Source organism: Clostridium sp., assembly GCF_036646415.1.
In the GTDB taxonomy this organism is placed as follows: domain Bacteria; phylum Bacillota; class Clostridia; order Clostridiales; family Clostridiaceae; genus Clostridium_J.
Window position 1 is genome coordinate 1 of the sequence record NZ_JAVXMF010000014.1, and the last position, 13,774, is coordinate 13,774.

15 protein-coding genes are annotated in these 13,774 nt (G+C 28.0%); 6 read left to right on the top strand and 9 right to left on the bottom strand.

What is annotated here, in order from left to right; translation table 11 throughout:
- Together RSD37_RS10410 and RSD37_RS10415 are read right to left on the bottom strand one after the other, a co-directional pair.
- On the bottom strand, positions 1-613 hold a 613-nt coding region (locus tag RSD37_RS10410; RefSeq protein WP_346946673.1), incomplete at its 3' end, for a UDP-N-acetylglucosamine pyrophosphorylase.
- A 101-nt stretch (positions 614-714) separates the two neighbouring features.
- Entirely contained in the window at positions 715-1,173 is a 459-nt protein-coding gene (locus RSD37_RS10415; RefSeq protein WP_346946674.1) for a hypothetical protein, read from the bottom strand.
- A 549-nt stretch (positions 1,174-1,722) separates the two neighbouring features.
- Here RSD37_RS10415 and RSD37_RS10420 point away from each other — a divergent pair.
- On the top strand, positions 1,723-2,316 hold the full coding sequence (locus RSD37_RS10420; RefSeq protein WP_346946675.1) for a GrpB family protein: 594 nt from the start codon (positions 1,723-1,725) through the stop codon (positions 2,314-2,316).
- 67 nt (positions 2,317-2,383) lie between these two features.
- Here RSD37_RS10420 and RSD37_RS10425 read toward each other — a convergent pair whose 3' ends face one another.
- The 3 genes from RSD37_RS10425 to RSD37_RS10435 form a co-directional block, all read right to left on the bottom strand.
- Positions 2,384-2,839: a hypothetical protein gene (locus RSD37_RS10425; RefSeq protein ID WP_346946676.1), complete on the bottom strand. Its 456-nt coding sequence runs from the start codon at positions 2,837-2,839 to the stop codon at positions 2,384-2,386.
- 164 nt (positions 2,840-3,003) lie between these two features.
- Entirely contained in the window at positions 3,004-3,483 is a 480-nt protein-coding gene (locus RSD37_RS10430; RefSeq protein ID WP_346946677.1) for an NUDIX domain-containing protein, read from the bottom strand.
- Positions 3,484-3,558: 75 nt separating this feature from the next.
- On the bottom strand, positions 3,559-4,062 hold the full coding sequence (locus tag RSD37_RS10435) for a GNAT family N-acetyltransferase (RefSeq protein WP_346946678.1): 504 nt from the start codon (positions 4,060-4,062) through the stop codon (positions 3,559-3,561).
- 378 nt (positions 4,063-4,440) lie between these two features.
- Here RSD37_RS10435 and RSD37_RS10440 point away from each other — a divergent pair, with 378 nt between their 5' ends.
- Together RSD37_RS10440 and RSD37_RS10445 are read left to right on the top strand one after the other, a co-directional pair.
- Positions 4,441-4,629: a hypothetical protein gene (locus RSD37_RS10440; RefSeq protein WP_346946679.1), complete on the top strand. Its 189-nt coding sequence runs from the start codon at positions 4,441-4,443 to the stop codon at positions 4,627-4,629.
- Positions 4,630-4,976: 347 nt separating this feature from the next.
- The gene (locus RSD37_RS10445) at positions 4,977-5,483 is read left to right on the top strand and encodes a GNAT family N-acetyltransferase (RefSeq protein ID WP_346946680.1); all 507 of its coding nucleotides are present in this window, start codon (positions 4,977-4,979) and stop codon (positions 5,481-5,483) included.
- Positions 5,484-5,542: 59 nt separating this feature from the next.
- Here RSD37_RS10445 and RSD37_RS10450 read toward each other — a convergent pair whose 3' ends face one another.
- The gene (locus RSD37_RS10450) at positions 5,543-6,322 is read right to left on the bottom strand and encodes an arylamine N-acetyltransferase (RefSeq protein WP_346946681.1); all 780 of its coding nucleotides are present in this window, start codon (positions 6,320-6,322) and stop codon (positions 5,543-5,545) included.
- 325 nt (positions 6,323-6,647) lie between these two features.
- Between RSD37_RS10450 and RSD37_RS10455 the strand changes: the two genes are divergently transcribed.
- A complete protein-coding gene (locus RSD37_RS10455; protein WP_346946682.1) occupies positions 6,648-7,682 on the top strand; it encodes a low specificity L-threonine aldolase in 1,035 nt (344 codons plus the stop codon).
- Between the two features lie 141 nt (positions 7,683-7,823).
- On the opposite strand, the gene RSD37_RS10460 is transcribed toward RSD37_RS10455, so the two are convergent.
- On the bottom strand, positions 7,824-8,126 hold the full coding sequence (locus RSD37_RS10460; protein ID WP_346946683.1) for a GNAT family N-acetyltransferase: 303 nt from the start codon (positions 8,124-8,126) through the stop codon (positions 7,824-7,826).
- A gap of 1,354 nt (positions 8,127-9,480) precedes the next feature.
- Here RSD37_RS10460 and RSD37_RS10465 point away from each other — a divergent pair.
- Positions 9,481-10,272 (top strand): class I SAM-dependent methyltransferase, encoded by a 792-nt coding sequence (locus RSD37_RS10465; RefSeq protein WP_346946684.1) that lies wholly within the window; start codon positions 9,481-9,483, stop codon positions 10,270-10,272.
- A 419-nt stretch (positions 10,273-10,691) separates the two neighbouring features.
- On the opposite strand, the gene RSD37_RS10470 is transcribed toward RSD37_RS10465, so the two are convergent.
- A complete protein-coding gene (locus RSD37_RS10470; RefSeq protein WP_346946685.1) occupies positions 10,692-11,147 on the bottom strand; it encodes a DUF4829 domain-containing protein in 456 nt (151 codons plus the stop codon).
- Between the two features lie 450 nt (positions 11,148-11,597).
- Between RSD37_RS10470 and RSD37_RS10475 the strand changes: the two genes are divergently transcribed.
- On the top strand, positions 11,598-12,428 hold the full coding sequence (locus RSD37_RS10475) for a class I SAM-dependent methyltransferase (protein WP_346946686.1): 831 nt from the start codon (positions 11,598-11,600) through the stop codon (positions 12,426-12,428).
- 912 nt (positions 12,429-13,340) lie between these two features.
- Here RSD37_RS10475 and RSD37_RS10480 read toward each other — a convergent pair.
- Positions 13,341-13,529 (bottom strand): hypothetical protein, encoded by a 189-nt coding sequence (locus tag RSD37_RS10480; protein ID WP_346946687.1) that lies wholly within the window; start codon positions 13,527-13,529, stop codon positions 13,341-13,343.
- Positions 13,530-13,774: the final 245 nt, after the last annotated feature.

Consider the following 13,774-nt stretch of genomic DNA (forward strand, 5'->3'; position numbering starts at 1 on the left):
CTGGAATATAACCCCTTACAGAACTTAATGGATAAACAATACTATCTTCTCCTATTATTGTTCCTGGGTTTAAAACTGAATTACATCCTACTTCCGATAAATTGCCTACAATTGCACCAAATTTCCTTAAACCAGTTTCAATAATATCTGTACCGTATTTTACTTTTACTAATGTTCCATCGGACTTTAAATTGGATGTTATTGCACCTGCACCTAAATGGGCTTTATACCCTAATATTGAATCACCAACATAATTGTAATGGGGAACCTGCGTTTTGTTAAAAAGGATTGAATTTTTAATTTCAGTTGAGTTTCCAACTATAACATCATTACCAATGATAACATTGTCTCTAATGTAAGCAGAATGCCTAATTTCGCAATTATACCCTATAATCGCTGGACCTTTTATAAGAACACTTCTTTCTATAGTAGTGCCTTTGCCAACCCATACAAATTCCTCTATTCTTTCAAAATCGCTTGGCAGACTTTTTGCGTATTCAAAAATGAAATTCCTGATTTTTGTAAGGGCTTCCCAAGGGTACTTAACCCCTTTAAATATGGCTCTTGCATCTAATTCTTCAATGTTTAATAGTTCATTTACAGAAATTTTCATTATAATCCTCCTCTAATTTATTTCGTCATTTTCTACAAAGTTGCATATATCATATTTATTGGATTCACACAACATATAATATAAGAACATTATGAATATCTTTATTTATCAGAAATTGTTTGTAACTGTGCTTGTACAGATAACTTTTCTTTTAAAATAGCAATAACTTTATCATAATCACCCTTTTTAAAATAGAATGTTTGTTGCATGAACCCACCTGATACCTTAATCTTTATATATTTTGAACTAATTACCTCGGCTTTCTCAATTTCATTCCATAATATTGTTTCTTTATATTTATACATTGATATGAAACCTTTTGATGTAATTCCTTCTGCAAACCACATACTTACAAAAGTAAGAATAGCTAATAATAACACTACGTAATGGATCCAAGTATTTGCATAAAAATATGTGATTGATATAAAAACAATCAATACAATAATAATTTCTACATATTTTTTTCTTGTTTGGATTATTATTTCTTTTATTCGCCTTAACCGTTGTATAATAATCGCCATAAAAGATAATGGGATAACAATGTTAATAAACATATCCATTAAAACATCTCCTTTTGTTATCCTTTCAACTATAAAATTCATAATTTACTACCATAATTCACTAGATTACATATTAATTATACACCCATAAAAATCAACTTTAAATAAACTTTACCAAATTAAAACATATTGATTCTCTTGTTTTAAAGTCCTTTAACAAGTGCTTTCCTCTAGGAATCACTACCTCACCCAGCAGTAATTTTTAGATGCTTATCAGCAAGATTGCTAATTAACTAAAAGAAAAAATACCGCTTATCCATCTTGAATAATGCGGTATTACAATTACTATTAGTATTAAAATCTATTTACCATACAAAATGAATACCCAAATAATTTAATCTTCATCACTTTATTATCACAATTTAATGTTATTTATTATAAGGGTTATCTAAAAAAACCATGGAAATTTAATTAATACTTTTGTGTAAAATTTTATTTAATTTTACTTTTATTGTTGTATAATTAGCATATAACATAGGAATCAATTGTATTTTAATAGGAGTTGAGTAAATAGATATTATTTATATTTTATTAAATGGAGGTATGTACATGGGAAAGGAATTATCAGAAATGACGATAGAAGAATTGTGGGAGCTATTCCCTATCATCTTAAAACAGCATAATACAGATTATACAAATTGGTATGAAATTGAAAAACAAAGACTTTTAAATTGTATTGATAAAAAAGATATCATACGCATTAATCATATAGGAAGTAGCGCCATTGAAGGGTTGATTTCTAAGCCAACAGTCGATATTTTATTGGAAATAGATAATGAAAGCAATCTTGAACAATTAACAAATACCCTATTACATGATGGTTGGATATTGATGTCATCGCAAAAAAATCCATGTATGCACATGGCATTTAATAAAGGATATACAAAAGAAGGCTTTGCAGAAAAAGTATATCACTTGCATGTTCACTACTATGATAACTGGAATGAATTATATTTTAGAGACTACCTTATGGACCATGAAGAAGTTGCTAACGAATATGGTAAGCTTAAATTAAGACTAATAGAGAAATATGAGCATGACCGTGATGGATATACAGCTGCTAAATCTGATTTCATTTTGAAATATACAGAAAAAGCAAAAGAAGAATATGCGGGTAAATATAACCCAAGAAAATTAGTATAATCTACAGTAAATCTAATGAACAATCATCTTATTTTTATAATTAATTCACCAGTGATTGTTCATTAGTTTACTTAAACTTAGAATTATTATAATTATATGGAATACTTGTACCTATTACTACATCTTCAATTCTTTCAATGATTAGCCAGTCATCCATATTGCTTTGGTGGTCAAATTCTAAAGTAGTAATTTCCTTAACATCTTTAAACTCTACTAAGCACAAACATTTTTTATGCCATCTTTTCTTTTGATTCTTAGATAGATTAAGCATACTTTGGTTATCCTCAAGTGTTTTTACAATTTCATCTTCTGTCAATTTAACATAGTTTTGAACACTTACAACCGTAGCCATTGTAGAGATTTTTCCTGTTCCTTTTTTCATAAAGTACAACGTTTCACCTTCAAAAACTCTGCTATGAGGAATTTTTCTTCCTGCTGCACCTCTTACAATCATAGTTTTTGTACCATTAAGGATTTTCTCTAAAACCTTTTCTTTGTCATCACAATATACTAAATGTATCATTCTTTATTTCCTCCCCTTTTGCGTTATATAAATAATCTTTACTTCGTCTAATTCTAAAGAATTACATATATTGCTTTTGCACAATATACAAGAAAAATATGCATTAACTCAACCACAAGTTATGTTCATTCTGTTCAGTAAGACAAATTAGAATTTAACAGTTATCAACCATGATTATACTGGATGCGTTCCTCACCTAGAAACATAGGCATTTCATTTTTAATCATTTTTCCAATATTATCATTCAAGGCATTAGGCAATAGACGAATTTCATCTAAATGTTCTATATCAACCCATTCACTGCTAATTTGCATATCATCAATTTCTGTTGGATTTTTTGCAACATCCCTAACTAATTCACATAGAAAAATGTGATACATCTTATGAATATATTCTGGGTATAATTCTCTCGTTTTAGGATTTTCACATATTTCTTCACATAATGCTATAAATGTCTTTGGAAGAATATAATATCCAGTTTCTTCAAGGCATTCCCTAATCACTGCTTCATGCAATGTTTCGTATGTATGTTGCCCACCACCAGGCAATGAGTAATACTCACCGTTATACTCATCAAAACATTTATTCAATAACACCTTATTTTTATTAACAATAATTGCTTTTGCTGTACTTCTAATACTCATTTTAAACTCCTCTACATTAGTCTATGTCATTGTTCTAATAATTTATTATTTGTCTGCGGACTATATAAATAATCTTTACTTTTCCATTTTTTTACTCAACATTTCTACTAGGGAACCATCCTCAGGGTTTTCATATAATTTGCATGAAACAAAACCATTATTTAATAAAATTTTTTTCGAGCCTGTATTATTAGGGTCTATTGTTGCTTCTATTTGTTGTATGCTCTTTGTATTTTCAGCTTTCTTTAATAATTCCCTTGCAATTTCGCTTCCGTAGCCTTGTCCCCAATATTCAGGCAAAAGCATATATTCAAGTTCACCCTCAGATAAATCATTATTAACTAACAGTGCACCTAAACCTATATAAGTATTTGTACCCTGTAAAAACACCTTAAAGAATCCAAAACTCTCATGTATTCTATTTTTTTTCAACATACCTTCGTAGATCTGTTTTGCTTCTTCTAATGTAAACACTCTTCCATAATTCATTACCTCTACTTTTTCGTTTGTAGCTAAATCTAAAAAATAATGAAATTCATCCTCAGAAAGAAATTTTTCAAAACATATTCTGTTTTTCAATTTTATACCACCTCGTATAATATAAATAACTTATTGATTACTTGTCTCAGATTAAACAAAATAAGAATGATCATTTTTCGTTTTAATCTACAATTGATTCCTAGATTATATGTTAATTATACATCAATAAAAGTAAAATTGAATAAAATTTTACATAAAAAGTATTAGTGGAATTTCTACAGTTTTTGTAACATAGCATTTATAATAAATAATATTAAGTTACAATAATTAAGTAATGAAGATTCATTTATATGGTGCTCATTTTGTGTGTTAAGTTACAGTGTAATTTTAACTCCCTATAAGATATAATATAAGTATAAATAACATACATGAAGTTAATACTCAAACTAATGATGATATAAAATAAGAGGTATTTTAATGAATTTTAAAAAGGAAATTAATAATATTCATGACAAGAGTTATAAGGATTTATATTCTAACAAAGAAGTATTTTTAGATTTAGTAAAAGGAATGTTAAAAGCACCTTGGGCTAAAGATTTAAATGCAGAGAATTTAATTTTAGTGAATAAATCCTATGTACTTTCAGATTATGATGAGAAAGAATAAAAGCTATAGCTCTATTTTTTAATAATTTAACTCAAAAGGATAAAACGCTAATAAAGCATTGGGTTAAAAACACAGTAGAAAAAGAGATGGCGGAGACAGCCATTAATATATTATCAGTAAGTCAAGAGGAGGTTGAAGCGCTTTAGTATTAAAAGCTATATAATATATTAAATAGCTTTTAATACTAATAGTAATTGTAATACCGTATTATTCAAGCTGGATAAGCGGTATTTTTAGTTGGTGAAATTTGTTCAAAATTTATTTTTATGGGTGTATAATTAATATGTTATCTAGTTAACGATGGTATTAAATTGTGAGTGACAAACAGGAATTTGAGGTGGACTGAAATGAATTTAAGATTAGCTAATATTTATGACTTACCAAAACTCAAAGTTGTATACAGAAAAATAATTGATAATATGAATAGAAACAACATACGGATTTGGGACGATATCTATCCGTGTGAGTTTTTTGCCGATGATATTGAAAATAAATGTCTTTATTTATTGCTAGAGGAGAATGATGATATAGTTGCAGCTTTTACGTTATGTGAAACAAATGATGGAGAAAGTAATGTTAAATGGGAAAATGTATATGAAAAGGCATTATATCTTGAGAGATTTGGGGTTAATGTTGATTATATAAATCGAGGAATTGGTAGTATAATGATTAAGCATGCTATTGCACTCACTAAACAAAAGAGTTCTAAATACTTGAGGTTATTTGTTGTAGATATAAATAAACCAGCAATAAATCTATATTTAAAGAATGGCTTTAATCAAGTTGATGAAAGCTATGAAGTAAGAATTGATGATTTTGTGTTGTGTGAATATGGATTTGAAATAAAAGTATAAAGGAACAATCTACGAAAAGTGTGACTTAATTACAACTGTCTATTAGTCCTATAAGCTTACTAATCATTTATTTTTATCCTAAAATACTTTTCAAGTGTGTTATCGATTTCCTCTTTATTTTTTAACTCGACTTTTTTTATTACTTTTGCATTTTTATAAAATTTTAAAGTGTCGCCTACAAGTGTAATATTAGATGTATCAGTAAAAATTGATATCTTTTTATAACCAGTAAAAAGCGACTGTGGATGTTTTTCACAAAAGAAAGAAGGCATGATATAATCAATGTCCAGTTGAGGTTCTTCTGTAAAACCATAAATTCTTTTCCAACTTTTACCTTGTTCCTTCTGCCAAAGAGTATGTCCATAAAAGTCATCATGCTCAAATTTATATTCACTTACACCGTCATTTTGTATTAACCCATCTATTAATTTAAGTGCCATTCTAGGGGATTCATTTCTCACACCCACATCACAGATATATATACCATCATTCGTTGTAACTTTAAGTATGCGATGGCTTCGCATCTTAATAGTAGTCTCATCATTCGCGAAACGCCCTGCTAGGTTTGTGACATTAAATCCAAGGCTTTTTAACAAATTGCTATATAATCCGTTTAGTTCAAAGCAATATCCACCCCTATGGTTTAATATGATTTTTTTGAATAAGTCTTCTGCGTCAAGAGACAGCGGAACATGATTTAAAATATCCAAGTTTTCATATGGAATATTCTTCAAATGAGCAATTTGTAATTGTTGAAGTGTTTTTCCGTTCAATTCAATCTTGTTATTGTACTGAATTTTCCGTAAGTAGATATGGATTTGCTCTTCAGTGTATATCATAGTCGATGTCCTCCGTATTATATAAATAATTTATAAACACGTCCCAATGACGTATACTTTAATTGTAGATATTACTCTACGTAAGGTGCAAGTCTAATATGTAAAATTTATTACTTCATCATAAAATACCATCGTTCACTAGATCATATATACTATTATACACTCATATAAATTAACTTCAAACAAATTTTACCAATTCATAGTTCATAAACCATATATTTTGAAGTCTTGTTTATAATTTAAAAATCCTTTAATTATTGAGTTAATATTCAAAATACGGTACCATATAGTTATATTGTAATTATATAGTGTAAGGAGAGTTATTATGAATTTTATAGATTTAAGAAGCGATACCGTTACAGAACCTACACAAAACATGAGAAAATCAATGTATACAGCTACAGTTGGTGATGATGTTTATGATGATGATGAGACAACAAAATCTCTTGAAGCCTATGCAGCAAAATTAGTTGGTATGGAAGCTGCACTATTTGTACCAAGTGGAACTTTTGGAAATCAACTATCACTTTTGACTCATTGTGATCATGGTGATGAAGTTATTTTAGGTGATGATTGTCATATCGTAACTGATGAAGTAGGTGCTTCCTCAATAATTGCTGGTGTTCAACTTAGGACAATCTCAACACTGAATGGGGAAATTAATCCATTAGATATTGAAAGTAGAATTAGAATAGGTGAAGATATTCATTATCCTAAAACTGCACTTATTTGTTTAGAGAATGCTCACTCAAATGGTAGAGTTATTTCTTTAAATAACATGAGTGAAATTAGAGAAATATCTAAAAAACACAATGTTCCAGTACACTTAGATGGTGCACGTGTGTTTAATGCAGCTACCTATTTAGATGCAGATGTTACTGAAATTACAAAGAATGTTGACTCTGTTACCTTTTGCTTATCAAAAGGACTTTGTGCTCCTATGGGATCTATATTAGCAGGGAATAAAGAATTTATATCTAAAGCTAAGAAATATAGAAAATTGATGGGTGGCGGATTAAGACAATGTGGTGTTGTTACAGCCCCTGGACTTATTGCTTTAAAAGAAATGATACCTAATTTAAAGACAGACCATGAAAAAGCATTATTATTATCTAAGGAATTAAGTACCATCCCTGAAATAACTGTTCTTGAGGATAATATTCATATTAACATGGTGTTCTTTAGATTGGATAAATCTGTTTCTTCAAACGGTCTAGTAGATTACTTATTGTCAAAAGGCATAAAAATAAATGGAGAAGAAAATGGACTAATAAGGTTTGTAACCCATTATTGGATAAGCGAAGACAATATACATACTACAGTCCAATGTATTAAAGAATATATTACTTCTTTACAGTAATCTTCTACTACCCCTATATATTTATTGTTGAATATGCTCTTGATGAGTTATGCCATTGTGATAATGAAGAAATGTTTGACTCTATTTAAAACTAATGTGAAAATAGTACTAGCTAAAAGGGGTAACGATAAGTTATCCCTTTTAGCTAGCATTCTCATACTTTTTAGAAATAATACCTAAAAGCTTTGAGCCAAGCCCTTTTCCTTGATATTCCTTTAAGACCAATAAATCTTGAATATAGATTATCGAGTATCCATCTCCAACGACTCTAATAATTCCAACCAATTGATTTTTATCCCATACAGAAATTATTTTAAGTGAATTTTTATATGCTTCTTTTAGCATTTGTGGGTTATTAGTGTAATTGCTCCATCCAACATTATTATATAAAGATATCAACTCATCCATATTAGGTACTATATCTTCTTTTATTTCAAAATTCATTTTTGGAAGTCCCCCCTCCTATAATTTAAAAAGCCATTTTAAATGTCTTGATATTGCGTCATAATATATCATCCTTCACTAGATCACATATTAATTATACATTCACAAAATTAAATTACAAACAAATTTTACCAATTAATAATATATTGTCTCACTTATTTTGAAGTCCTTTAACAAGTGCTTGCCCCTAGTAATTTCTGCCTTTAGTTGAATTATTAATTATTTTTTAAAACTTTACTTAAGATAGTAACTTTTTAAATACTTTTTCATATTGTGTAATTGTTGAGATAACTTAACCGATTTAAAAAGGAGGGACTTGTTCTGTATAAAGAAACATCATATAATGAAAAGAATTATCAAAACTCTGACTATAATTATAAATATAAATGTCAGTCTCAAACACAGGAATATCTAGGCATTGAAATAATTTCCAAATATCATTCATGCCCGCGACAACCATCATTTTCCATGGATTTCTAGCTAAGCTATGCCAAATGGTAATAGCCATGTCCATGAATTTATCTTTGCTACACTAATTGAAATTCTTATTGATTAGTATTATTTTATAAGAGCTGTCATACTTAACAGCTCTTATTTAAATTATTCTTAGATATTAAAACCCCATTATAAAATTTACAATACTAGAAAGTTCTGAAGGACACTTTGAAGAAGTATAGCTTAAAACCATTGTCTATAGATCAGTGACAAAGTTTCCTTGCTACTGTAGCTTATGATAGGCTTTAATACCTATGTTTATTGATTATAAAGTCTCTATTTTAAAAGACTGTAGAAATTCGACTTACACCTTTTATGTAAAACTTTATTTAATTCTACTTTTATTAATGTATAATATAGGTAATAATTGTATATTATTATGTATCATCTAAAAAATGTATGAAATATTATGATTTTAAGTTAAAGATAGAAAGGCTTAATAGATTAGTGCAAAAGAAAATTCTAAATATGGAGAATTATTTTACAAATTATAGAAAAAAGAGTATAATTATCCGTAATATATCAAATGTGATGATGGAAAGAGTAACTATCATACGAAACAAACAGAAATAGGGACATTTGATGAGAGTTCCTTTTGTAGAGTAATAGCGAAAACCACTCCTGAACAATAATGTGAAATAAACATTATCGTATTTCTGCGTTAAAGGATAGAGTTTGTTTGAACTTGAAGTTAAAAATTGAGGTGGAACCGTGCATTTGATTTTTTTGTGCACCCTTGAACAAGGCTATAGCTTTGTCCAAGGGTGTTTTTATTTTTATTTAGTAAGGAGGGAAAAGTGAAATTTTTCAAATAAACAAAAATATGATGATTAAAATTATTAAAAGGGGAGAATAGAATATGGATTTACATGATTACAAAAAGGTTGCAGAAAATTATGATTTATACGTGGATATCGTTTGTCCAGAAAGTTCAGCATTAAATGGAGAAACATGTATAGAGTTTTATTTAAATTTAGCAAAAGAGTATGGGAATAAGGGAATACTTGACATTGGTTGCGGAACTGGCTGTACTATAATACCTTTATTAGAAAAAGGGTATAAAGTAACTGGAATAGATATATCACATGAAATGCTTAATATCTTGAGTAAAAAACTTATTGATAAAAACTTAAAAACAGATTTGATATGTTCTGATATGGCAGAATTTAATACTAATAAAGAATATTCACTGGCAATTATGCCAAGAAGTGCTTTTTTTCATATTATTAATAGGGAACATCAGAAAAAATCTTTATACAACATTAGCAGACATTTATGTAAAGGTGGAATTTTATCATTAAATACAGTAGTTCCAGACTATAAATTTATTACAAGCCAACAAACTGATGGAAGATATTTAAGGTTTGAATACATAAATGCTGACGAAAAAAAAGAAAAAGTATATAATGAATTTAAATACAATTACGAGACACAAGTTAATTCAGGAAAATGGACATTTGAAGAATATGATGAAAATGGTAATATAGTAAAAACAAATGAATGTTCAATATCTATTAAATATTCTCAAAAGGCTGAAATAGAAAGCTTATTTGAATTATGTGGATTTGAAGTAATAAATATATATGGCGGATATGACAAAAGAGTAGCAGAATATCCAGGACATTTAGTATGGGTTGTAAGAAAAAAATGAGAAGAATCATAGGACTATAATTCGTATATTTCATATTTTGCGACGTAGTTGTTATTAGGTGCAAATTTGAAATTACAAATAATTTAGGAGTAGGAATTATGCTAGAAAAATCATTTGCAAAGGTGATAAGTACCATTGGTATGATACTTTAGAATATTATATGCATGGTATAGGCTATTTTTATATTACTGATATAGTAGAAAAAGTATCAGAGCCAATAAAAAAAGACCATGAATTTGTATAGCTTAAAATTGATGATTGCTATGAAAAATTATTTTTAGAACACCAAGCATGTGCAGTAAGTCAAGCTGTGATGTTACATGTATTATAATGGTTATTGACAAGTTAATTTAGATTAGATTAGTTCATTACTTATTTTGTCATAGAGGATATAATTTTTATATCCTCTATATTATTTTTTAAAGGCCGAAACCACGATCGTCAATTCTCCATTTACCTCTTTGGCTACCTCTTATTAAAACCCAATTATAATCTGTATAAGTTGAATTTGGATTTAAACTTCCATCCCCACCTGAAGAATCTACATCGAAATTAGAGAACAAAACAATAACATTTTCGGGATTAACTCCATTTATTGAGCCTCTTCCATTTTGTAAATACCCTTCAATAGCAGAATTAGATTTTTCTTCATCATACCATGTTTTGATTAGAGTACATCCCGTATAACCGGATTCAAAGCTCTTCTTTACACAATCTACTGCTTTATTTATTTCTTCTTCAGTAAACTTAGAAGACTCCCCAATATTTACTACAACATTATCAATTTTACCGCCTGGCTTACAATTTGCAAAGCAAAATGCTATAAAAAATATAGAAAAAAACAGAATTATACTAATTCTAATAGCCTTTTGCATATAAAATCCCCCTTCCTTTTAAATGAATAATCTATTACCATCCTTCACTAGATCACATATCAATTATACACCTATAAAAGTTAACTTTAAACAATTTTTACCAATTAATAACATGTTGTTTCTCTTATTTTAAAGTCCTTTAACAAGTGCTTGCACATAGCAATCATTACCTCACCCAGCAGTAATCTTTAGAAAATCATCAGCAACATTGATAATTAACTACAAGAAAAAATACCGCATATCCACTTCGAATAATACGGTATTATAATTACTATTGAAATCTTTTTAAAATATTATATAGCTATCCATTCCTAAAGACCTTCAACTTCTGATTCAGTTAATACTTTTCATGTAAAATCTTATTCAATTTTACTTTTATTTCTGTATAATTAATATATACTATAGGGAGTAATTGTAGAATATTATTAAATAACATAAGGTGGTATACAAATGAATGTAAATAAGAAAAGTATTAGCACATGGGATAAGGTAGCTCCTAACTTTGGTAAAATAGGTCCAAAATATTGGAGTAATTTTGGAAATAGATTAATTGAATTCTCAAGCATTAGTAGTGGAGCAAAAGTGTTGGATATAGGAATGGGCAGAGGTGCTTCATTATTTCCTGCAATAGATAAGGTAGGTAAAGATGGATATGTTATAGGTATTGATAGTTCTGAAGTTATGGTAAATGAAACCTATAAGGATATTTTACATAGAAACATATGTAATGCAAAAGTAAAAAATATGAATGCTCAACATTTAGACTTTAAGGAAAATTCTTTTGATAATATAATTTGCGGGTTTGGAATTGGATATCTTTTGCTAAGCGAAGATAAATTAAATGGCATTATAAGATTATTAAAAAATGGAGGACAAGCAGGGTTCAGTATATGGGGAATACAAGAGGACCAAAAGTGGCTAACTGAGATAATTAATAAGTATCTTTCACCAGTTAATCAAAATAAAAATAGTAGAAATCCAGATAGACCAAAGTTTGATACAGTAGAGGATATACTGAAAATATTTAATGATTTAGGATTTGTAAACATTAAAGTGCATGAGGAGAATTCAGATGTTATATATAAGGATAAAGAAGAATGGTGGCAAGAAATGTGGACAAATGCAGTTAGAGGTATATTTGAACAAATAGAAGACTTAGGTTGTGATGTTTTTGAAGAGTTTAAAAAAGATATATTCAATGAACTTGAAAGGTTCAATAGAGGTAATGGACTTTACTTTAATATGCCAGTAATATATGCTTTTGGAGAAAAACATTTTTAATTATTGTGTCTCAATTAACTAACATAATAATTATAATTTTTCCTAATATACTTAAATACTTGATGAGTTAATATCATAGACAATGGGAGTAAAAACACAAAAATACTTATTATAAATACTATATTTAAAGAAATAACACTATCTACAAAAATATCAGATAAAACATGTTCAAAGAAATATCCAACTATTTTATAAAAAATAAACCAATAAATCAAAATATTTAACATAAATATTAATTTCAATCCGATTTTTTTCATATAAATCCCCTTTTTAAAATGCAATTAATAAACATTAATTTACAAATTTGTATATATCGTATTTATTGGATTTGAACAGCATATAAGGAAAAACCTAAGTAACTTAATTAAAATAAAATGGTAAGACAATGAATATTGCAAAAATAATAAAGAATACACCAAACGAAATTGAAAGTAATTTTAAATACTTATTTTTCCAGCTAAAAGTTAATCCATTAAGTAATTGTTGACACCCTATACAGGTAAACATTATTGGAAATGCAACTTTAGCAGTAATGAAACCTAACAAAAAACCTACAGGAAATATAATACCCATTACTAAAAGCAATACACTAATCAATTTTATTTTTTTATTATTAATATATAACACCACCTCTAATTAATAGTTTAGATACATTTTAAATTCGTCTAAGTATACCATCCTTCACTAGATCATATATTAATTATACACCCATAAAAGTTAATTTTAAACAATCTTTACCAATTAATAGCATATTGTTTCTCTTATTTTAAAGTCCTTTAACAAGTGCTTGCACATAGCAATCATTACCTCACCCAGCAGCAATCTTTAGAAAATCATCAGCAACATTGATAATTAACTACAAGAAAAAATATCGCATATCCAGCTTCGAATAATACGATATTATAATTGCTATTAAAATCTTTCTAACATATTAATGGCTGTCTCCGCCATCTCTTTTTCTACTGTGTTTTTAACCCAGTGCTTTATTAGAATTTTATCCTTTTGGGTTAAATTGTTAAAAAATAGAGCTATAGCTTTTATTCTATCTAAAAACTCACTTGGGTCTATCTTCTGGTCTAATAGAAATATAGCTGATGTCATATTATTATATCTTATAGGGAGGTAAAATTACACTCTAACTTAACACACAAAATGAATACCATATAAATTAATCTTCATCATTTGATTAACGCAACTTAATATTATTGATTATAAAGGCTCTGTTTAAAAACTGTAGAAATTCAATTGATACTTCTTGTGTAAAATTTTATATAGTTTTACTTTTATTGATGTATAATTAATACATAATGTAAAGAATAATTGTAAACTATGACGAATTAACAAAC